We start from the raw sequence: 21583 nt of genomic DNA, 5'->3' as shown, positions 1-21583 counted from the left end.
GGACCGGTCGGAAGCCTCCACAAAGAAGTGAGTAGTAAAAAGAAAGGAAGCTCCGATGAGAGCACTGAAGAAGGTAGCAGTATTGATCTGCGCGACTGCCATGGCGGGTTCGTTGGCGGCGTGCGGAGGAAGCAGCAGCAGTTCAGGCGGGTCGAAAGATGGCAAGCCGTCAGGCGAGATCTCCTTCCAGACCTGGAACCTGAAGAACGACAAGTACACTCCGTACTTCAAAAACCTGATTGCGGCCTATGAGAAGTCGCATCCCGGCACCACTATCAAGTGGATCGATCAGCCCTCGGACAACTATGAGCAGAAGCTGTCCGCCGACGCAGCAGCCAACTCCCTGCCCGACATCATCGATGCCGGCCCCTCACTGATGTACGGCCTGGCCAAGGCCGGGGCCCTGATGAACATCAGTAAAGAAGCTCCCAAGGCCCAAAACAACTATTACAAGAATGCCTGGAATGCAGTCACCTTCAAGGGCAAGGACATCGAGGAGGGAGCCTATGGCTTCCCCTGGTACGTCAACGATGGACCGACCTATTACAACACCGAGCTCATGCAGAAGTGCGGACTGGACCCCAACAAGCTGCCTGTGACCTGGGACGACTACTTCTCTCAGGCAGACACCATGGTCAATAGCGGTTGCGGGGCCTATATGTCCACCATGCTGGGTGGCGCCGTCGATGACTATGCATCGGCCGGGATCCCCATCATGAACAAGGACCACACCAAGTACATCTTCAATTCCCCCGAGGCTGTCAAGCATCTGCAGCGCTTCGTCGACCTCTACAACAAGAAGGGAATCCCGCCGGAGGCTCTGAGCGCACAATGGTCTCAGCAGGGCGAGTTCTTCCAGAAGGGCTCCATCGTGGCCATGGGCGGCAGCGCTTACTCGGCGGCTGACTTCAAGCAGAACTCTCCTGACTTGTACAAGCATCTGGCTGTGGGCACCAAGATCAGCGATCAGGGCAAGTCTGCCAGCCTGGCCTATGAGATGCTGGCCGTCAACGCCCAGACCAAGAACAAGACGCTCGCCCTGGACTTCGTCCAGTATGTAACCAATGCCAAGAACCAGCTAGCATTCGCCAAGAAGTCCAACACCTTCCCCTCCAGCAAGGGCGGTCTTGATGATCCCTACTACGCCAACATCGACACCAGCGATGTTCAGGGCAAGGCCCTGAAAATTACTCTGAACTCCGTAAAGAACGGGTACTCAAGCCGTCCTGCCGAGTTCACCGATGCCAATGGCAAGGACTATCTGCAACAGCAGGCCGCTCTGGCCCTGCAGGGCAAGCAGACCGCTAAGGAGTCTTTGGACAAGGCCGTCAAGTACGCCAACGAGAAGCTGCAGTAACTATGAGCCGCGCTGACTCTTCCGCCATCCGGCCGAAGGCTTCTGCCCTCGGCCGGCATGGCGGGCCCCAAGCCGGGGTCCAAGGCGGCAAGGGGACCCATTGGACCACGACCCTGGCCCCCTACCTGTTTGTCTTCCCGGCCTTTGCCATCGTCTTCATCTTCGTCATCGTCGCTGCGCTGAATACCTGTCGGCTGGCCTTTACCGATTCCACGCTGTTGCGACCGGGCAAGTTCGTAGGCATCGAGAACTTCGTAAAGATCGTGCATGACGACTATTTTTGGACCGCGCTGCTCAACTCCACCTTGTACGTGGTTTGCGTGGTCCCCTTTATGGTCATTCTTCCACTGATCTTGGCCAACCTTGTCAAGGGGAACTCTAGGATCATGGGGTTCTTCAGGACCTCTTTCTACACTCCCGTGGTCATGTCAGCCGTAGTGGTGGGAATGATCTGGACCAACCTGCTCGACCCCAAGGGCTTGGTCAACTCGGTTCTAGAGTCCTTGCACATCATCCACAGCCCTATCCCATTCCTCAGTGATCGCTGGCTCATACTGTTCACATCCATGTTCGTCACCATATGGCTGGGTCTGGGATACTACATGGTCATCTACCTGACCGCCCTGGCCAACATCGACGCCTCACTCTACGAGGCCGCCTCGCTGGATGGGGCAGGACCGGTAAGACAATTCCTGTATGTCACCATCCCAGGAGTGAGATCCACCATCGTGCTGATCATGATGCTGTCGACCATCGCGGCCTTCCGCGTGTTCAACGAAATCTACGTGCTCACCAACGGCACGGCTGGTCCCGGCGGCGAGGACATCACCATGTCCATGCTCATCCAGAAGGAGGGCACGGGCATCCAGGCCAGAACGGGCTATGCCAGCGCTCTGTCGCTGATTGTCTTGGTTGTGGTTGGAGCCATGCTGATTCTTCAGCAGATCATCCAGAAGCGGGGGGAGGACTCATGAAAAGCAGTCACTCCAAAGTCACTGTTGGCAAGGTCATTCAGTACCTTGTGCTCATACTGGTCTTTATCCTGCTGGTGGGGCCCTTCGTCTGGGAGCTGTCGCTTTCCTTCAAGGGCAAGGGCGACAACGTCTATGCGGTTCCGCCTTATATCATCCCGAAGACGCCCACCTGGGACAATTACATATCCGTCTTCAGGCAGGTCCCGGTCTTCCGGTATATGCTGAACACAGTAATTGTCGCCATCCTTTCCATAGGCGGCAACGTCATCTTCTCGACCATGGCCGGCTATGCGCTGGGCCGGCTTAAGTGGCGCGGGCGCAATCTGCTCTTTACGATTTTCATGGGCACCATGGTCATCCCCGTCGAGGGCGTGGTCATCTCTCAGTTCCTGATTGTCAGAAGCGTCGGACTGCAGAACACCCTTTTGGCTGTCGCCCTGCCGGGCATGGTGGGCGCTGTCAACATTCTGCTCATGACCAATGCTTTCAAAGGCATTCCGGACGAGCTGGAGGAGGCGGCAGAAGTGGACGGCGCCAATCTTTGGCAGCGGTTCTACCGGATCTGCGTGCCTCAGGTCAAAGGTACCATGACTGTCGTCGGCATATTCGCCTTCGTGGGCGCCTGGAATGATTTCCTCTGGCCCCTGATCGTCATCTCCGACGAGTCAAACTACACGCTCACACTGGGCATGAATCGACTCAAGGGCATGTTCATTTCGGATCCCAGATTGATAGCAGCGGGTGCCTTGGTCTCCCTGATACCGATCCTGGTCTTCTTCGCCTGTTTCCAACGCTACTTCTTCCGTGGTCTGGAACAGGGTGGCATCAAGGAATAGCATCATCATGAAATTTGGAGTCAATTACACCCCCTCCCATAACTGGTTCTATTTCTGGCTGCATCCGGATTGGGATGCCGTCGCCAAAGACCTCGACGACATTGCTTCCATTGGGCTGGATCATATCCGCATCTTCCCGCTGTGGACGCTGCTCCAGCCCAACAGAACCTGGATCAACAGTGCCGCTCTGGACGACCTGAGGCATATGGCCGCCCTGGCGGATGAACGAGGGTTGGATGTCTATTCGGATGTGATTCAAGGGCACATGTCCAGTTTTGATTTCGTGCCCTCCTGGTTGGTCTCATGGCATGAAACCAATATGTTCACGGATCCGGATGCAGTTCAGGCTCAGGCCCGGCTGGTCGCATCAGTCTATGAAGCCCTGGCGGACCTGCCGCATTTCCGTGGCCTGACCATCGGAAATGAATGCAACCAGTTCACTGACCGTGTCCATCCGCGTCGAATGCCTTCCACCTCAAAGGAGGCTGAAGACTGGCTGCTGGAGTTGCTGACCCCGTTGAGGGAGAAGGCATCCCAGGAAGGCCGGGTGCTTCTGCATTCCGAAAATGATGCAGCCTGGTATCAGGATGGCCACGCTTTTCTTCCTCGATATGCGTCCAACATCGGAGACATGACCTGTATTCATTCCTGGGTTTTCAACGGCGCCGCGCAGGAGTGCGGTCCCTTGGCCGAGGAGAGCACGCGTCATGCCGAGTACTTGGTGGAACTGTCGAAGGCCTTTGCCAATCAGCCCCATCGGCAGGTTTGGCTGCAGGAGATCGGTGCCCCGCTCAATGTAATGGGCGCAGATCAGGCCGCTGACTTTTGCAGGTCTTCAGTGGAACATGCTCTCGATTGCAGCGACATGTTCGGCATCACCTGGTGGTGCTCGCATGACGTCGACCAACAATTCGGTGATTTTCCACCCTTTGAGCATCAGCTGGGTCTGTTCGATCAAGAGAAGTGTCTCAAGCCCATAGGCCAGGCCTTCGCTCAGGTGGTGAAGGACTACTCCGGCAAGGAGGCCTCCCGTTCCAGGTCCACCGCTCTGGTCGTGGATGTGAACGAGCACGATGATCCTTTGCTGAGATCTGCCTGTGCGCCTGGCGGGTCCATCTTCAACAAGTGGATGGAACTCAGCCGTCAAGGTGCAAGGCCGACCCTGGTCACATCCCTGCACGCGGCGGATAGCAGCTGGCTGCAGGACAGGGGCATCAGTGAGTGCATCGCCATCAAACCTGTTGGCGGAAGCTCTTACAGCGCTGTATCCGATCCCTCCCTTCTACGGAAAAAGTCCTGATCAAGCCCGATCGAAGGCATGCTGCCGTCTATCTGCCCAAGCGGTCCACCCAAGCATCTTGACCGCGGCATACCCGCGGCTTTCAGATTCGACTCGTGGTCTTGTCTGATGCTACAAAGTGAGCGATAACAAATGCTTTGGCCTCAGGCGAAGTTGTTGACCATGGTTTTGTGCGTATGAGGGTCTAAGTTAGGGTTAAAGGCCGATATTCATATAAGCCCAAAGCGTGTGGCAAGCAGTCTGGTCTGCTGAGTCGGCCGAGCCGGATCACGGGTGTCGACGAGGATGGTTGATATGAGGTGGCGCATGGACGGCGAGTCCGATGGCAGAGAAACAGAAGCCAGAACGGGCTCGTCTGTTCATAGGGAAATGGACGATGCCAGGGTCAACCTAAAGGACATAGCCAACGAGCTGGGGATATCCCAGACCGCGGTCTCCTTCGCCATCAATGACAAGCCCGGAGTCTCAGTCCAGACCAAGCGCAGGGTTCGCGAAGCAGCTGCCAGGATGGGATGGAAGCCAGCATATGCTGCCCAGGCTTTGGGCAGTTCAAGGACCATGACTGTCGGTTTCGCTCCCGCCAGGTCCATGGATGCCTTCCAGACTGAAGGATTCATGCTGCACTTCATGGCCGGTATCCACGCCTCCTTGAGCCGGTCGGGCTACGGCCTGCTCTTTCGCCCTTGCGCCACGTTGGATGAGGAACTGGACACCTATCGGGACTGGGCCCGACGCAAGCGCGTCGATGGGGTGGTGCTGGTGGATCTTCTCTCCGATGATCCCAGGCCCCTGCTCCTGCACAATCTGGGTCTGCCCGCAGTCTTGGCCGGAGGGCCAGACTCGAACAACTACCTGCCCTCACTGTCGATCGACGATTCACGAACCATGACGACGATCATGGACCATTTGAGCTCGCGTGGGCATGCGCGGATTGCCTACTTGTCGGGGGATGAAAACCTTGACTATAGCCGCGCCCGTGTCTCCTCCTTCAAAGAGTTCGTCCGTCGAAGGAACCTGGGGGAGCCGAAAGTGGAGTTCACTGACTTCACACCAGACAAGGCTGCAGCCCTCACTCTTCTTCTGTCATCGGGTAAGAATCCGTATACGGCTTTTATTTACGAGAACGAAATCATGGCTGCGGCAAGTCTGCGAGCGATGCTGGAAAGCAGGATGGCGTCTGTGGCAGGTCAGGAGTCTGACAATAAGATTGCGGTCCCTGTTTCGGTCTATATGAGTCTTCCTGCCATGGTCAGCTTCGAGGACAGTTTCATCTGCCAGAGCACCTATCCCTCCATCACTTCGGTCCACCGTGATGCCGGGCTTTACGGGACCAAGGTGGCCAACCTCCTGCTGAAGATCTTCCGAGGGGAGCAGGTGGGGGGCAACCGTCGCATCCTGACACCCAAGCTGGTCATTCGCGAGAGCACGGCACGTCCGGTTCAATGACGCCTGTGACAGGCGTAGGAAATTGTGTGCCATGGCACCGGTATCATGGTCGCATGTGAGCGTAAACAGTCATACCTGTGAAACGTCTGCTGCCAAGGCCACCGAGGAGGATGGAGTCGTCATGTTCATACCACGTTATTACGAGGATCCAGCCACACTGCATGTGGGGACCGAACCCAACCGTGCCTACTATGTGCCGGCCGGCGCACCCATGGACTTGCGTGGCGACCTGCGAAGGCGCTCCGACCGGTACCTGGATCTGGATGGAGACTGGGACTTCCGCTATTACGCCAGCATCGACCAGCTGGATGCCGAAGTCCAGTCCGCCATCGAGGCTGAGGATCCGGTCTTCTTCGAAGGCGACTACATCCCTTCTGGGGATGCGGGCCGAGGAGTTTACAAGCCCATCCATGTGCCAGGAGTCTGGCAGACCCAGGGCTATGACAACCCCCAGTACACCAACGTGCGTTATCCCTTCCCCTTCGATCCGCCTAGGGTGCCTGCCGACAATCCCTGCGGCATCTACCTGCGCGCCTTCGACTACGAGCCCGATCCCTCGGCTCCTCGTGCCCTGCTTAATTTCGAGGGGGTGGACTCCTGCTTCTACCTCTGGGTCAATGGAGATCTGATTGGTTATAGCCAGGTCTCGCACGCCACCAGCGAGTTCGATGTGACCGACCATCTGCGGCAGGGCCGTAATCAGCTGGCCGTTCTTGTGCTCAAGTGGTGTGATGGCAGCTATCTGGAGGATCAGGACAAGTTCCGCATGAGCGGCATCTTCCGCGATGTCTACATCCTGCGTCGGCCCAAGGTACGTCTGCGCGACTGGTTCGTCCACACCGACCTCGATGAGAAGATGGATCATGCCTGTGTGACCGTGGATCTGGATCCGACCGGCGTATCTGGTCATGACGATGCCGCTCTGGACATCCAGGCTCTGTTGAATGATCCCGATGGGGTTGAGGTGGCCCGGGCCGAGCTGACGGGTTGCAAGGAGCATGCGCAATTTGTCCTGAAAGTCAACCATCCTCACCTCTGGAATGCCGAGGACCCTGAACTCTACCGGCTGACGTTATCGACCAGGGCCAGCACATCTGACGCCGGCGATTCAAATGAGCCCATTCCGGGGGAGCACCCCGACGAAGTCATTACCGAGTACATCGGTCTGCGTACCATCAGCGTGGACGGCCAGGTGGTCAAGGTCAATGGCAGCTCCATCAAGATCCACGGGGTCAACCGGCATGACGGAGATCCGCGCACCGGCTTTGCCGTCGATCAGAAGCAGATCATGCGCGACCTGACCCTGATGAAAGAGCACAACGTTAACGCCATCCGCACCTCCCATTACCCTAACAGCCCTCAGTATTACGCCCTCTACGACCAGCTGGGCTTCTATCTGATCGCCGAGGCCGACCTGGAAACCCATGGCATCGAGACCCTCTATCACAGCCCGGAATGGAAGGAGCCCGATTACTGGAATGGTCGCATCACCGACGAGCCTCGGTTCACTAAGGCCATCGTCGACCGGGTCCAGCGCAGCGTGGAGCGGGACAAGAACCATCCTTCGATTCTGATCTGGTCCATGGGTAACGAAAGCGGATACGGTTGCGGCATCGAAGCAGCCCTGGCTTGGACCAAATCTCGGGACCCATCCCGTCTGACCCACTACGAGTCGGCCATCCACGGCTCGCCCCGGAAGGATCTGGATTACAGTAACCTGGACATCACCTCGCGAATGTATCCCAGCATCAAGAAAATTGAGGATTACTTCACGCCGGAAGGTCCTCACGGCATCAGCAGCCACGGGGATGACGGAGATGGAGGTCGGAAGCCTTACTTCCTCTGTGAGTACTGCCATGCCATGGGGCTGGGCCCAGGGGATCTGGAAGACTACTTCCGGGTCATTCAGGCACATCCCGGGCTTCTGGGCGGCTGTATCTGGGAGTGGGCAGACCATGCCATCGACCAGGGCAGAGACCGCAAGGGCCATCGGATCTACGCCTACGGGGGAGACCACGGCGAGTACCCCCATGATGCCAACTTCTGCATGGATGGTCTGGTCTATCCCGACCGGCGGCCCCACACCGGCCTCAGGGAGTTCAAAAATGTCTTCCGCCCGGCCCGTCTGGTCGGATACAATTCGCAGACTAAGCTGCTCACCCTGCACAATTACCTGGACTTCACCTTCCTGGATGAATACCTGAGTCTGACGTGGACCCTCCTGTGTGATGGGGAGCCGGTGGCTTCCGGGACGCCAGAGCTGGATCGGGGAACCGGCCTGCACATCGCACCCCATGCTGAGGGCACCGTAGGCCTGCCGCCCATGGATCCGCCCGAGCATGGCCGTCTGACCCTGCTGGTGGAGTACATCCTGGCCAAGACCGATCCCGTGCTTCCACAAGGGCATTCGCTGGGCTTTGACCAGCTTGAAGCTGCGGATATGGGGATGCCTGAACGCCCCAATGGCGTGGCCAGGGTCATCAGTGCCGATCCTGGTAGTGGAGCCCGGGGCGCTCACCGGCCGGTGGTTAGGCAGACTGATACCCGCTTCGATGTGGAGGGGTCCGACTGGCGTTACGTCTTCAACCGCCGCACCGGCATGGTGGAATCCATGAGCATCGACAACCGTTCCCTATTGACTGCCCCTATGGAGGTCAACCTCTGGCGGGCGCCTATCGACAACGATGCCATCATTAAGGAGGAATGGCGTAAAGCCGAGTATGACCGGGCTAGTACCAGGGCCCTGTCCTGTCAGCTGCAGACCGATCAGGACAGGGGATTGACAACCATCAAGGCTGCACTGTCTCTGGTGGCACCCTCCATCCAGCCCATGGGCAGTATCCTTGCCACATGGGCCCTGAGCGACCAGGGTGGGCTGGATCTGAAGATGGAGCTGCATCGGGATCCTGAGTTCCCCTATTTGCCCAGGTTCGGCCTGCGACTCTTCCTGCCCAAGAGCCTGCATCGGGTCACCTACTGCGGCTATGGGCCCTACGAGAGCTACCGGGACATGCACCGTGCCAGCCACTACGGAGTCTTCCGTGACACTGCGTCAGGCATGGTCGAGCACTACCTGCGTCCCCAGGAGAACGGCTCCCATTATGGCTGCGACTACGTCCTGGTGGAGGATGACTGCTCCCTGCTGCAGGCAGCGGGGGATGGACCCATCAGCTTCAACTGCTCCCCCTACACGCAGGAGGAGCTGACCGCCAAAGGGCACGACCACGAGCTGGAGGAGTGCGGCTCGACCGTGCTCTGCCTGGACTATGCCACAAGCGGCGTAGGCTCCAACAGCTGCGGACCTGAGCTGGATCCCGCTTACCGCTTGAATGAAACCGATCTGGTCTTCGGACTGCACCTGCGAGTCCGTTCCAAGTGACCCAGGCTTGCGGGGCCTTTCATCCCCGCCAGCACAGATACTGCTGGTAGACCTGCTCGCACGGGTCTCCCGTCAGCGTGGTGTCGATGTTCACCGACCAGACGGGGGGCTCCTCTTCTCCAGTCAGAGCCCAGGCTGCCTGGCGGGCCGCACCGATGGCCACATACTCGTCCGGCCGCGGCAGCTGGACATCCATCCCTAGGATTCCTGGGGCATAGGCTCTGACTGCTGGAGACTTGGCGCCGCCGCCGACCAGGAGAATTCTGGAGACCGTGGTGCCAAGCCGTTTCAGCAGTTCCAGACAGTCGCGCTGGGAGCAGAGCAGTCCTTCTACGAATGCTCTGGCCAGGTTGGGGCGCGTGGTGTTGGCCAGGGTCAGCCCCTCCAGTCTGGCGTGGGCATCAGGGCGGTTGGGGGTGCGCTCGCCGTCGAAATAGGGAATCAGAGTGATTCCTTCGGCACCCGGCGTGGACTTCTCCGCCAGCTCAGCAAGACCGTCATAATCCGTGCCCAGGGCGGCCAGACCCGCGTCCAGGATGCGTGATGCGTTGATGGTGCAGGCCAGGGGCAGCCAGTGGCCGGTCGCATCCGCAAATCCTGTCACCGAGGCGCTCATATCATATGCTGGAACCGGGCTGACCGCTGCAGCGACACCAGAGGTTCCCAGGGAGATGGAGACGTCGCCCACCTGCATGGCCAGTCCTAGTGCCGTCATAGCGTTGTCGCCGCCACCCGGTGCGATGATGCAGCCGCCGGGTACATCCCTGCCGGCGATGCGGGGGTCGGCCTTGGCTCCGACCTGGTGGGGGCCAAGAACCTTAGGTAGGATCACCCGCTCGGCCATGTCTTCAGGCAGGGCCATGTCCAGAAGGTCACGCCGGTAGCGGTCGGCGGCGGGGTCGTAGTAGCCGGTGCCGGAAGCATCTGAGCGATCGGTGAAGAGATCCTCCAGCCCGGGTTCGGTCCCCGGGTTGGCTGCTGGGCCATGACCGGCGATGGCCCAGCTTAGCCAGTCGTGGGGGAGACATATGGCCGCGATGGCCCTGGCATTATCCGGCTCAACCCGGCTGACCCAGGCCACTTTGGTTATGGTCAACGAGGCTACTGGGGAGGAGCCTACAGCCCGCACCCAGGCTTGTTTGCCGCGCATGGCCAGGTTCCGGTCCGAGTCCGGGTTCTTGCTTGCCCCGTCGTTTTCCGCCTGAGCGCTTCCAGCCTCTCCGGTCTTTGACTTGGCTAGCCGGATGATGAGCTCGTCGGCATCAGGAGCCGAACGGGTGTCGTTCCAGAGCAGGGCATCTCTGATCACTTGCCCTTGACGGTCTAGCAATACCATGCCGTGCTGCTGGCCACCCACGCTGATGGCTGAAACGTCGTTCAGACCTCCCGCCTGTGCTGAAGCCTCTTGAAAGGCTTTCCACCAGGCCATGGGATCAACGCTGGTGCCTGCCGGGTGAGGAGCTTTGCCGAAACGGACCAGCCGACCGGTCCGGGCCTCGGTGACCCTTACCTTGCAGGACTGGGTCGATGTGTCCACTCCCGCCACCAGGATCTCATTCATGTCAGCCTCCTTGCTTTCTGGGCTCCGGTCATTGGAGTACTTCACCATAGTATCTCAATTATTAAATCGATAAACTAAATGACCTTGGTCCGGGCCCTCCAATCGCTGACCTGCCGTCCGATTCGAACGTAAGATGTTGAAGAGGCCCAGGATTCAGCGGGCCTATGTTCGTTCATGAAAGGTTGTTGAACCGTGACTGCCCTGCGCTCTATCAATCAGGATGATTTGAGGAACCACAACCTCTCGGTCATCATCGACACCATTCTGCGGTCGCCTACCTCGCTCAGCAGGGCGGACCTGGCCAAGGCCACCGGGCTGACCAAGGCCACCATGTCGCTCCTGGCAAACATACTGCTCAATAATCATGTTGTTCGTGAAGGTGAACCTGATATTTCTCAGACGACCCATGGACGGCCAAGCACACCGCTTTCCGTGGCTCATGGCAGATGGGCTGGTTTAGGTCTGCAGATCAACACTGACGGTTTCGGGTGCATGGCTTTGGATCTGGATGGCAGGGTTATCGATGCCAAATGGATTCACAACGATATGCGAAGAACTAATCCTAAGGATATTTTCGATGAACTCGATGATTTGTCTAGACCTATTGAGAAGACTCTGAATCATAAGCACTATCGCCTGGTGGGTTCTGGTCTGGCTTTGCCAGGGTTGGTAACCGATGATAATACCTTGCTCATGGCGAGGAATCTCGGATGGGAACGCTTGGATCTGACTCAGTTTTCTGTGGTCAGACGATTAAAACCAAGAGCGGGCAACGAGGCAAGACTTGCCGCATTATCGCAGATTCCAGGACAGGCAACGCAAAGATTGACAAGTTCGCATGAGTGCACACTTGCCCCTACAGATTCATTTATCTATTTATCCACGGATATCGGCATTGGAGGTGCGGTGGTCCGTCGTGGCTCTGTAGAGACGGGAGATCACGGTTTCGCCGGCGAGCTTGGCCATGTTTCTGTGGATTTAAATGGTCCTACTTGTCGTTGTGGGCGTAGAGGATGCCTGGAAACCTATGCAGGGCGGCGAGCTCTCGTTGAGGCAGCTTGCATAGCTTCCGGGGATGATGCCGTGAAGTCTGAATCGATGGATGAACTTTACAAGCGTTGGCAGCAGGGCGATGCCAACGCAGTTGATGCCATAGATCGTGGATTGGATGCCATGATCTCTGTGATTGTTACTGTAATTAACATAGTTGATGTCGATACCGTGATTCTAGGAGGGTTCTGGTCTAATTTTGGCTCTGAATTGTCTGATCGTCTTGAACAACGTTTGAATGAGCTTTCTCTTGGACGGGATGCGGTCAATATTCGTGTGTTGATGCCCTTGGTGGCTGATTATCCGGCTCTGAGGGGAGCGGCCCAGGTGGGCTTGCGCAGGTTCATTGACAATCCATTGGACTTTTTGTCGGCATGACCGATCTGTATATATCTCTCTTAATCGGCTTAATTGTGAAAAATACACTGCAAAAAGTTGTATAGGGCCAAATGCCAATTGCCAGAGGAATGGTATCGCATAGGAAATACATCGAATCGGGTATTTTTGCCTGGCTCCAGTCTGTTGTCAACCTTGAGCAGGTTACGGTAGTCATTAAGTTGTCCTGCCAAAGCGAAATCAAAACTACCGCTTGATGCATATAGGTAATGGATTGGATATGTGCTAAACGGGTAAGCACAGGCAGTTGTTTTGAACTCATGTGCACTGGTTCGGCTGCCGCTAAATGTGCCGAACCAGGAATAATAATCTAGATTTTGCTCTATTGCTGAATGGTAGGTGGTGACTGCTCCTCGCGACAGGCCAGCGAACGCTCGGTGATTACGGCTTGCTTGGAATCCTTGGTCATCGATTTTTTTTGCATAAGTGGAATAGCGGGACTCGACCGCAGGCATAAGATCTCTGCGGAGCTCTTTTGCGAAAGAATACGTCAAGGTATCCAGATGGTCTTTTGCATCATTTTGAACATAAAAAGAAGGGGTAACGATAATCATTGGCTTGATGATTCGATGATCGATCAATTGATCAACCATGTGAACATTTTCGGGATGCTTCTTAAGCCAGTAACTAGCGCTATCTCCTGTTCCATGCATGAGATAAAGGATGTCGTAGCTCTTGTGCCGATCGTATTTGAAGGGAAGGTAAACGTAGGCTGTTTTCTGAACTTCGCGTCCGTCGCTGCTGTAGGCATGGGTTCGATACCCAAGGGGCCGGACAGTGCCAGGGTGATTGGACGTTGATTCGAACTCACTTGGGACCGACCATATACTTGGCCCGGCTTGAGTTTTGTCCCTGGCCAGGGTCATGCATGTCTGCCATAAGGTGGCCGCTGTTACACAAAGCACAATCAATACAGCCAGGATTTTCCGGCAGGCAACCAAATCAATCTTGGTATGGCCTTTTGCCATAGCTAAACTGCCCATACAAGCTGCTAGAAATGCAATACCTGCGATAACGAAGAAAGCTATGTTGTCCATAGCCGTTCCCCGATTGTTCATAAAATCTCCAAGTGCAAGGTTTATTCCAACCACTAGGATCAGTATTGGTGAACAATGCGTCATTACGGTCAGAACGCATAGGAGTATGGAGCACAGGTCGACGAATGCGATTGTCAATACAGGCAATAACGATCCGTATGTTGCATATCTCAGAACATCGAGTACCGAGATTATTGTAATTGCGCCTGTCCCAACGACATTGATGCAGTCTACCGGAGTATTCAAAAGGGAACGGATATGAACGAACATAGCCAGGTTTCACTTGTTTCTGTATGGGTAAATAACCGTGGTAGCACCAGCTAGGATCAGAGTCACCACAATGAGCACGGCTGATACAATCCAGGAGGTGCTGAGTCCCTCCATGTTCATCTTTGAGAAGATCGCATAAAGTTCATCAGCTCCTGACTTGGTAAATAATAATCCGGCTACAAGTAGACTTAAGAAGGGGATATACTCCACAAACTTCCAGCCCGGGTTGAACAGTAAGAGTATTTCAAGCAGTGCCCCGAGTACAAGGAACAGCATTATCGCAATAACGTGGCCTTGGGCCTTGGAGGTTATATAGACCAGTGATGTGATAAGAGCGATTGCTGCTGTTGCTATGCAAACAAAATTGGTTATCGCCTTATTCATTTCAATTGTCGCTTTCAATAGTGATATGAGCGGAATTTCTGCTCTTTCGAATCAGGGTTATGAAGAGTGCAAGATCGATCACGCATAGCAACCCAACTACCGTATAAGCCAATTTCAGCCATGGCGGAGTCACTTTTACCACCCTTGAAGCTGTGGACAGACCATTGACGCCATTGCTGTTGACAAAGGTGTAAAGAATGATATGTCCGGACTGGCGCAAATTGGACAGCATTTTCTTATCGTGTGCTGCTTGCTTGACAATCTGGTCGTGGAAGGTGGATGCTGAGGTCGCCCACATGGTGTTGCCTGCTTCCAACCCGGCGCCGGCATTCTGCAGGATTGGGTTAATAGCCATATCAGTATCTACAATCGCCATAGATCCCCATTCACCCCTGACCAGGTTTTTGATCAGCTTTTGGTGCGCTCCGGTCCATATGCATCCAATGCGGTTAAACGAGCCCATTGTGGCTTTAACGTGGCCATCAGTGAATGGTCGTTCAAAAGCTTTGAGGTAGATCTCTCTGATGGTTTGCTCATCAGCAAATGTGCATACGCCTTGCCGGTTGGTTTCCTGATCATTCATGGCGAAGTGCTTGGCAAAGGCCACAACACCGTGTTTTTGCAATCCCGTGACTGCTTCATAGGCAAATTCGCCTGACAAGTAGCCATCCTCTGAGTAATACTCGAAGTTGCGCCCAGAATACGGTGTGCGATGGATATTCATCGCAGGAGCATAAGCACCTGCTGTGTCTGTTCTTATCCAATCCTCTGCCTTTGCTTCGTTTTCCTGATGTATCAGAGAACGGTTAAATGTAGAAGCATCAGTAACCTCACCACAATATCCAGTTGCCTTGCTTCCATCCTCTACATATGGTCTGACGTTGTTGCCTTGAGGCCCGTCTTTCATGAATTGAGCAGGGAATGAAATTGATGGAATTGCGATCTGTCCAGAACGTGTTACCAAAGTCACCAAATCATCCACGCTCATTTGATCAAGTAGTTTTTCCCATCTTGGATCATTGAACCGAGCCTTATGCATTTGAGCGAAGGTTAAGCCATTTTTGGCCTTAGTGGTGATCGATGATGTATCCTTGTCTCCGGCTTGATATCCGCCAGCGGCATCTATATCATGAATCATCGCATCGGTGGCTTTGAGCTTGTTGTATGGTTTCGGGAATGTTGTCCAATCGCTGCGTGTCAGATACCCTGTTCGCTTTCCATAATGCTCCAGCCCGGCTGATTGGAATATGTTGCCGATGACTTTGCCTGAGTAGGCTTTGTCCAGCTTGATAGGCTTTTCGTTGTGCCACAGATGTACGCATCCTGGATCACCATGCTCATCCATTCTTGCGGGATTCGCTCCACGGCTAGCAAGGATGTTGTTCAGTGCTTGGTGCGCATTGTTGCCAATAGCAAAGTAGAAATCACCTTGATCGAGAACATATGTTTTCAAAGTATGCGCATCGTAGGAGGAATAATCGCGTGCTTTCACTTTGATAGTGACCAAAGTACTTTGCCCAGGTTGAAGAACCGGTGTCTTGTCAAAGCCAACAAGTTGAATTGCCGATTTTTCGATGCCCCCACGTTGATACGGCTGCTGTGCATACAGTTGTACGACGTCCTTGCCGGAAACATTGCCTGTGTTGGTCACTTTGACTTCGAAAGTCGCTCCCCGCTCGTCTGCAGAAGAGGAAACAAGTTGTTGCTGGAAAGGATGACCTTCACTATTGCCATAACTGAGACCATATCCGAACGGGAACACTACTTCACGATCGTAATTCCAAGTTTTGTCTGCAAAGGCGCCAGAGGACGAATTGGCCTTTGTCCCTTCCGGGTCGAGGACACTGTCAGCATATCGAGTTTCATAATAACGATATCCTGTATAAATTCCTTCGCGATAAACCAGATATTTCTCGCCTTTGTTGGCAGGACCAATACGTTTGTTGATAGCTTGGCCGTTGGTGAAGGTGAAGTCTCCGAAATTTTGCATGGCAGGTGCCGAGAACGAATTTGACGCATAGGTGTCAACCAGGCGGCCTGAAGGATTAACTGTGCCATCCAATATCCTGGCTATTGCTCTGGCTCCGCTTTGTCCGAGTCCGCCTGCCCACAAGGATGCATTGATGCCGTATTGGTTTTGATCCATCCAACTGAGTTCCATGGCATTGGATGTGTTGATAAGCGCGATGACTTTCCCGAATTTTCCGCTGTCATGGATTTCCTTGAGCACTTGCTTTTCACTGTCCTGAAGGGCAAGGTATCGGTTTCCGTCGCCGAATTTACCAGTTGGCATGTCAGAGCCTTCACCGCCTACGCGTGAGAACACTACGATGGCTGCGTCTGCGAAGGTATCGTATGATTGGTGAACGGCTGCTGTGTATTCGCTGACGGGTGGTTCGGCTATATGCACATCCTTGGGTAGTGTGCCCATGTATGTTCCATTGGAACGAATATAACCAGGCTTACCCTTGTAGGATTGATAAAAGTTCCACATGGTTTTGTTGACTTTGAACCCTTCTGCGGTCAAAGCCTTGTTGAGGTCGACGGCTCTGTCGGGATCTATGCCTCCAGCTCCAGTACCACCCAGGACCAAATCGGTGGATGATCTGCCAAACAGAGTAACCTTCGAGCCCTTTGCCAGTGGTAGCGTGTTCGCATCATTTTTCAGTAACACGATGCCTTCACCGGCAACCGTCTGTACAAGCGAGTCTGCTTTGGTCTTCCATTTGGAGAGGGGCATTCCATTGCCTCTGGCTTCGTAAATTTTATTGGCTTTTTCTGTATCCTTTATTGTGAAAGGGCTCCCACCAAGTACGGTGGTCACATAAGAGCTGTATGTCCTGGCACCAGATACTGCTCCTAAAGAAAGGGCAAGTACAATGCTCGTTGCCGCCGTGGCAACACGCACAGCTCGTTCGGCGCTGTGTTTGCTCATTTCGGTATTCTCCTCACGGTTCCACTAGGCTGAACCACGGCCAGACTATGACATACATAATCTGAGGAAAATCATTTGGCAAATATCGGCCGCTTTCGGGCAAGGAATCATAGAAGGAGGCTGGCAACGAAAAGATCGCCCTCCATGCCCAAATGCAAAGTGCCCTTGTATTTGTTCGTAGTGTATGCAACGCTTCTCAGGCCAAATCCGTGGTTTTTCCTGTCGTCCTTTGTGCTGACAGGCAGGCCATTGCTCATGATTGGCTTGCTTCGACAGTAGTTTTCCACTCGAACTCCTATTAAGCCATCGATGGTGCGAATTTTAAGACCTATGTATCTTTGAGTATGATCACTTACTTTACGTTCGTATTCAATCGCATTATCAAGAAGGTTGCCGAATATTGACGCTATATCACCAGGATCGAGCCGAGAAAGGGAATCAGGCTGAACCATGATAGAAAAGACAATTTCATCCTGTCTGCACAGCATTTCCTTTTGGCTCAGAATCAGGTCCAATTCCTTGTTGCCGGTATGGGGACTGTTGTCGTAACTGTCAAGAATCGAACTAATTTCAGACAGGTCATCCTTATCTTCTCCCAATCCTTCCTGTATGCGCAAGAGTTGATGTTTGAGATCGTGTGCCTTCATATTGATTAGATCAATATTCTGCTTGGTCAGTTCATATTGTTTGGCTTCCTGCCTCATAAGGCGTTCCAGTGCAATTCGCTCTCCGCTTGCAGTTTTCAGGGCGACAAAACCGTATTGCACGCAGAGACCTGCTACGCAGCACAGCATCAAGGGCAGATGAGATACCCAATAGTTTCCGATTCCAGTGATTTGATATTGATATTGCATGAGATACACAAACACGGCTGTGATCAAGGCGAAGGAATAGACGTATGTATCGTTAATTTCGGCTGTAGGGTGCGGCCCAGAGCGTTTTGCTATGACTAGATAGGTCAGACCGTATGTCAAACAGGTACAAGTGATTGAGAGAGCCAGGCTCCCAACAGCGTTGAAATGCTGGGCAAAAGGCTGATATAGTGCTTGTTCGAGGTTATACGACAGATTTTGCACCAGTTGCGCACTAACACAACAGAACAAAATATCCTTGAAGCTTTGGAGAAGACAAGCCCACCATAAAATTAGAGACAAAAGAAATACCGTCAGCGAGAAAAGACCTGACCAGTGGTTGTTTATCCAGTTGGGGACGACGACCATCAATGGAAGAACGACGATCAACCCGATAATCAATCGTCTGTAAAAATGCGTGCGTTTGCTCAAGCGATAAGTGAAGAGCGTTTCAGCTAGGAGGATTTGTGGAATATATCCGTGAGCAACGGTGATGGCCAGATAAGAATTCAAGTATTCTACGCCTTTCCAGCCAAATAAACAGCTAATTGCTGACGAAACTCTTGCTTATGGGAATGCGCAACGGGCAGGCAAGTCCCATCCAAACCAACAGTGTCATTATCAACGCGGGTGATGTAAGCCATGTTTACCAGAATCGATTTTCTGATATTCACGAATCCTTGGACAAGCAAACGTTCATTCACATCTGACATGCGACCGCGCATTCTGTATTCACCTTGTGAAGTATGAAAAATAAGGTAATGCTTTTGACTTTCGACATAGAAAATATCTCGAATGGAAAGTCGTCGAAAATCATCCCCCGGCTGGTTTATTACGATGCTTTCATCCGGATGAATGGATCGCATGGCTTTGTTCATCTTGATTTCAAACAAGTTGTAATGCAACGGCTTAACAATGAAGTCGAAGGCTGAAACCTCGTATCCGTGTAAGGCAAATTGTGGCTGAGTTGTAATGAAGATAAGACAGAGATCCTGATCTTTCCTACGCATTTTCGCAGCCGTCTCCAAACCGTTGGCTCCAGGCATGACGATATCCATGAAAACCAGCTGATACTGTCCAGCAAATTCATCGAGAAAGCTGAGTCCATCAGAATAAAAGTCGTACGAAAAGGCTAGATGCTGAGTACTAGCATAACGACGCAAATAGTTTTTCATACGTGTTGCAAAATTTTGGTCATCTTCTACTACAGCGACGCGAAACATGTTTTTATGATACGTGATTAGCGGCACTGGACGTTTGGTGAAGAGTGTAGAAGGCATGCTTAGTGCAGGCTTTGTCCCTGTTGCTTTCGCCAGAATGCAATGCAGGAAAGGTGATTAGAGTCTTCTCTAACGACTAAGGGGCAACCCCTGGTAATAATGCAAAGTAGGAGCGGGCCACTCAATTGGAAAAAGTGGTTGCTAATTTCTAACTACGAGCCGGTTCAGCAGTTGTCTGAAAGGTCACTCAGCCATTAAATGTGGGTTAGCGCTTTTCTGATAATGCAGGCAACTCCCTGCCGCCGACCTTGAAGAGGGCGTGGGCATCTCCGCCTTGCAGGCGTTTCAGATAGGTTCGAGCTCGGGCCATGCGTTCCACAGTGGTTTGGGCCAGCGGGGCTGGGGGTCGACCGGGGTCGAACCAGCCGACTGACAGGCTCTCCTCGTCACCCACATAGGGGTCGGCATTACCGCTGGGGTCGGGCCAACAGATGAACAGATGATCCATGTACATGGTCTTATCCCCGTTGGCATAGGTGACTATCTCCTGGGAGGATGTGACCGCAGCCAGGTCTGTGACGATCACATCCACCCCGGTTTCCTCCTTAACTTCGCGGACCACGGTGTCGGCCGGATCCTCGCCAGGTTCGTTGATCCCATAGACCAGAGCCCACTGGCCGGTGTCGGAGCGCCGGCCCAGCAGGACTCGGCCCTGGTCGTCAGTGACGAAAGCCGTCACACCGTTCAGCCAGAGCAGGTCATGGCCTATGGATCGGCGCAGTCTGAGCACGAAGTCAGGAGTGGGCATATGTCAGTCCCGGTCCGGGTCGGCCAGCGCAGCCCGCTGCGCCATCCAGGCCTCCACCTCTTCCACGGTCTTGGGGATGCCTGCAGACAGCCACTGGGGCCCCTGCTCGGTCATGAGCACGTCGTCCTCCACGCGGACGCCGATGCCGCGGAACTCCGGGGGCACCAGCAGGTCGTTCTCCTTGAAGTAGAGCCCGGGCTCGATGGTGAAGATCATCCCAGGGGTGATGGGGGCACCCTGGTAGGACTCGTACCTGGCCTCCGCGCAGTCGTGCACGTCCAGACCCAGGTGGTGGGCGCATCCGCAGGCGTGCCAGCGGCGGTGTTGCTGGCCCTGGGGGGAGAGGGACTCCTCCACGCTGACCTTGAGGATGCCCCACTCGTGCAGGGTTTCAGCCAGCACACGCATGACGGCATGATGGATGTCCGAGTAGGTGGCGCCTGGCTTGGCGGCTTCGAAGCCGGCCTGCTGGGCCTTGAGCACGGTCTGGTAGATTCGCTTCTGCAGGGGGCTGAAGGTGCCGCTTACGGGGAAGGTGCGGGTGATGTCGGCCGTGTAGAGGCTGTTGACCTCCACGCCGGCGTCGATCAGGAGCAGGTCACCCTTCTGAACGGTCCCGTCGTTGCGCATCCAGTGCAGGATGGGGGCGTGCTTGCCCGAGGCGATGATGGACCCGTAACCCACGTCGTTGCCCTTCTCGCGGGCATTGGCGTTGAAGACGCCCTCCAGCATCCGCTCGGAACGGGGCTTGCCCACTACCTGGGGCAGGTGGGTCAGGATACGGTCGAACCCGGCCTTGGTGGCGTCGATGGCCTTGCGCATCTCGCTGACCTCATAGTCGTCCTTGATCATGCGGGCCTCGGAGGTGAACTCTTCGAGCTTGTCATCGGCTTCCTCGTTGCGGTCCGGGCCACCGATGCCGTTGGCCTTGCGGGCGGCCTCCACCTGGTTCAGGACCTCCTGGTCGGCGGTGCGGATTACCCGCATCTTGACCGCCCCCTGGTCCGGCCCCAGATCCTTGGCGATGGCATCAGGGAAGGAGGCGATGTCCTTGGTGGGGATGCCGGTCATGATGGCCAGCTCCCGCAGGCCGGCCCGGGGACCCACCCAGTACTCCCCGTACTGGGCGGAGCGGTAGTAATCGCGGGTGGACTGATCGGCCCGGGGATGGACGAAGAGCTCAGGTGTATGGGTCAGGCCCTTGGCGGCCTCGGGACTGTCGGGATCCACCGGGTCCAGGACCAGGATGGCTCCGGGTTCGTAGTCCTCGCCCAGGCCCGTGTAGTAGGCGAAGGTGGTGTCTGGGCGGAAGGCGTAGTCGTTGTCGTTGTTTCGGGTCTTGTAGGATCCTGCGGGGATGACCAGACGTTCACCGGGGAAACGTCGGCCCAGCTCACGCAGGCGGCGCTCGGTGTATTTGCTGGACTCCAGAGGCTTGATCTGGGGCTCCTGGGCCTGCCAGCCGGTGGTCATGAACTTCTGGAAGGCGGGGGAGTTGGGGCGCAGGGTGCGGTTGTTGACCCGGTCCTCCATGTTCTGCTCATCCAGATCCACGTTCTTGGGATCGGTGTCTCCTTGTAGATGCTCCTGAGCGGATGCGGTCACGTCCAGCCTCCTTGAAATTCCGGTTCTTACTATGTTGGTTCCATGGTAGTGCGTTCGGCCGATGTGACAGTCGGCTGTTTCGGCCTTCAATCGGGGCCGGTCGCGCATAGAATAGGCGGGAAGCATCCACAGCCAGCAGGAGGCGCAGGCAGAATATGTCATTCGAACACCCCA

The 21583-nt window shown here is 54.8% G+C and carries 15 protein-coding genes; 7 read left to right on the top strand and 8 right to left on the bottom strand.

Annotated features, from left to right (window positions below):
• Nucleotides 1-55 precede the first annotated feature (55 nt).
• The 6 genes from AC0AP0_RS00075 (at nucleotide 56) to AC0AP0_RS00050 (ending at nucleotide 9292) form a co-directional block, all read left to right on the top strand.
• Nucleotides 56-1357 carry an ABC transporter substrate-binding protein gene (locus tag AC0AP0_RS00075; protein ID WP_254477013.1) on the top strand — a complete coding sequence of 434 codons (1302 nt, stop codon included), beginning with the start codon at nucleotides 56-58 and terminating at the stop codon, nucleotides 1355-1357.
• 2 nt (nucleotides 1358-1359) lie between these two features.
• Nucleotides 1360-2331: a carbohydrate ABC transporter permease gene (locus AC0AP0_RS00070; protein ID WP_110412629.1), complete on the top strand. Its 972-nt coding sequence runs from the start codon at nucleotides 1360-1362 to the stop codon at nucleotides 2329-2331.
• The gene (locus AC0AP0_RS00065; RefSeq protein WP_110412630.1) at nucleotides 2328-3167 is read left to right on the top strand and encodes a carbohydrate ABC transporter permease; all 840 of its coding nucleotides are present in this window, start codon (nucleotides 2328-2330) and stop codon (nucleotides 3165-3167) included. Before AC0AP0_RS00070 ends, AC0AP0_RS00065 begins: the two co-directional genes overlap by 4 nt.
• Before the next feature lie 7 nt (nucleotides 3168-3174).
• Nucleotides 3175-4467 (top strand): glycoside hydrolase 5 family protein, encoded by a 1293-nt coding sequence (locus AC0AP0_RS00060; protein WP_490428763.1) that lies wholly within the window; start codon nucleotides 3175-3177, stop codon nucleotides 4465-4467.
• Nucleotides 4468-4836: 369 nt separating this feature from the next.
• Nucleotides 4837-5913: a LacI family DNA-binding transcriptional regulator gene (locus AC0AP0_RS00055; RefSeq protein WP_490428783.1), complete on the top strand. Its 1077-nt coding sequence runs from the start codon at nucleotides 4837-4839 to the stop codon at nucleotides 5911-5913.
• Nucleotides 5914-6034: 121 nt separating this feature from the next.
• Entirely contained in the window at nucleotides 6035-9292 is a 3258-nt protein-coding gene (locus AC0AP0_RS00050) for a glycoside hydrolase family 2 TIM barrel-domain containing protein (RefSeq protein ID WP_490428782.1), read from the top strand.
• Between the two features lie 19 nt (nucleotides 9293-9311).
• On the opposite strand, the gene AC0AP0_RS00045 is transcribed toward AC0AP0_RS00050, so the two are convergent.
• Nucleotides 9312-10853: a xylulokinase gene (locus AC0AP0_RS00045; protein ID WP_490428762.1), complete on the bottom strand. Its 1542-nt coding sequence runs from the start codon at nucleotides 10851-10853 to the stop codon at nucleotides 9312-9314.
• A 192-nt stretch (nucleotides 10854-11045) separates the two neighbouring features.
• Between AC0AP0_RS00045 and AC0AP0_RS00040 the strand changes: the two genes are divergently transcribed.
• Entirely contained in the window at nucleotides 11046-12281 is a 1236-nt protein-coding gene (locus tag AC0AP0_RS00040; protein WP_490428761.1) for an ROK family protein, read from the top strand.
• Between the two features lie 29 nt (nucleotides 12282-12310).
• On the opposite strand, the gene AC0AP0_RS00035 is transcribed toward AC0AP0_RS00040, so the two are convergent.
• The 7 genes from AC0AP0_RS00035 to AC0AP0_RS00005 all read right to left on the bottom strand — a co-directional run bounded on the left by AC0AP0_RS00035 (nucleotide 12311) and on the right by AC0AP0_RS00005 (nucleotide 21358).
• Nucleotides 12311-13336, bottom strand: coding sequence for an alpha/beta hydrolase (locus AC0AP0_RS00035; RefSeq protein WP_490428760.1), 1026 nt, complete (start codon nucleotides 13334-13336; stop codon nucleotides 12311-12313).
• A 279-nt stretch (nucleotides 13337-13615) separates the two neighbouring features.
• Nucleotides 13616-13990 carry a hypothetical protein gene (locus tag AC0AP0_RS00030; RefSeq protein WP_490428759.1) on the bottom strand — a complete coding sequence of 125 codons (375 nt, stop codon included), beginning with the start codon at nucleotides 13988-13990 and terminating at the stop codon, nucleotides 13616-13618.
• 1 nt (nucleotide 13991) lies between these two features.
• A complete protein-coding gene (locus AC0AP0_RS00025; RefSeq protein ID WP_490428758.1) occupies nucleotides 13992-16925 on the bottom strand; it encodes a glycoside hydrolase family 3 protein in 2934 nt (977 codons plus the stop codon).
• A 107-nt stretch (nucleotides 16926-17032) separates the two neighbouring features.
• Nucleotides 17033-18289 carry an ATP-binding protein gene (locus AC0AP0_RS00020; RefSeq protein WP_490428757.1) on the bottom strand — a complete coding sequence of 419 codons (1257 nt, stop codon included), beginning with the start codon at nucleotides 18287-18289 and terminating at the stop codon, nucleotides 17033-17035.
• A 5-nt stretch (nucleotides 18290-18294) separates the two neighbouring features.
• Complete coding sequence (locus AC0AP0_RS00015; protein ID WP_490428756.1) at nucleotides 18295-19056, bottom strand: LytR/AlgR family response regulator transcription factor; 762 nt, start codon at nucleotides 19054-19056, stop codon at nucleotides 18295-18297.
• A 205-nt stretch (nucleotides 19057-19261) separates the two neighbouring features.
• Nucleotides 19262-19804 carry an NUDIX hydrolase gene (locus AC0AP0_RS00010; protein WP_490428755.1) on the bottom strand — a complete coding sequence of 181 codons (543 nt, stop codon included), beginning with the start codon at nucleotides 19802-19804 and terminating at the stop codon, nucleotides 19262-19264.
• Between the two features lie 3 nt (nucleotides 19805-19807).
• Nucleotides 19808-21358, bottom strand: coding sequence for an aminopeptidase P family protein (locus tag AC0AP0_RS00005; protein WP_490428781.1), 1551 nt, complete (start codon nucleotides 21356-21358; stop codon nucleotides 19808-19810).
• Nucleotides 21359-21583 lie beyond the last annotated feature (225 nt).

The organism is Bifidobacterium sp. POST2/T3 (B1), assembly GCF_058197115.1.
Note: the sequence above shows the minus strand (reverse complement) of the source record. Positions and strands in the feature narration are given on the sequence as shown.

What these genes read in the sequence shown, in the direction of transcription:
- AC0AP0_RS00075 (WP_254477013.1), top strand. Translation starts at nt 56, where the DNA reads ATGAGAGCACTGAAGAAGGTAGCAGTATTGATCTGCGCGACTGCCATG.
- AC0AP0_RS00070 (WP_110412629.1), top strand. Translation starts at nt 1,360, where the DNA reads ATGAGCCGCGCTGACTCTTCCGCCATCCGGCCGAAGGCTTCTGCCCTC.
- AC0AP0_RS00065 (WP_110412630.1), top strand. Translation starts at nt 2,328, where the DNA reads ATGAAAAGCAGTCACTCCAAAGTCACTGTTGGCAAGGTCATTCAGTAC.
- AC0AP0_RS00060 (WP_490428763.1), top strand. Translation starts at nt 3,175, where the DNA reads ATGAAATTTGGAGTCAATTACACCCCCTCCCATAACTGGTTCTATTTC.
- AC0AP0_RS00055 (WP_490428783.1), top strand. Translation starts at nt 4,837, where the DNA reads ATGGACGATGCCAGGGTCAACCTAAAGGACATAGCCAACGAGCTGGGG.
- AC0AP0_RS00050 (WP_490428782.1), top strand. Translation starts at nt 6,035, where the DNA reads ATGTTCATACCACGTTATTACGAGGATCCAGCCACACTGCATGTGGGG.
- AC0AP0_RS00045 (WP_490428762.1), bottom strand. Translation starts at nt 10,853, where the DNA reads ATGAATGAGATCCTGGTGGCGGGAGTGGACACATCGACCCAGTCCTGC.
- AC0AP0_RS00035 (WP_490428760.1), bottom strand. Translation starts at nt 13,336, where the DNA reads ATGGACAACATAGCTTTCTTCGTTATCGCAGGTATTGCATTTCTAGCA.
- AC0AP0_RS00030 (WP_490428759.1), bottom strand. Translation starts at nt 13,990, where the DNA reads ATGAATAAGGCGATAACCAATTTTGTTTGCATAGCAACAGCAGCAATC.
- AC0AP0_RS00025 (WP_490428758.1), bottom strand. Translation starts at nt 16,925, where the DNA reads ATGAGCAAACACAGCGCCGAACGAGCTGTGCGTGTTGCCACGGCGGCA.
- AC0AP0_RS00015 (WP_490428756.1), bottom strand. Translation starts at nt 19,056, where the DNA reads ATGCCTTCTACACTCTTCACCAAACGTCCAGTGCCGCTAATCACGTAT.
- AC0AP0_RS00010 (WP_490428755.1), bottom strand. Translation starts at nt 19,804, where the DNA reads ATGCCCACTCCTGACTTCGTGCTCAGACTGCGCCGATCCATAGGCCAT.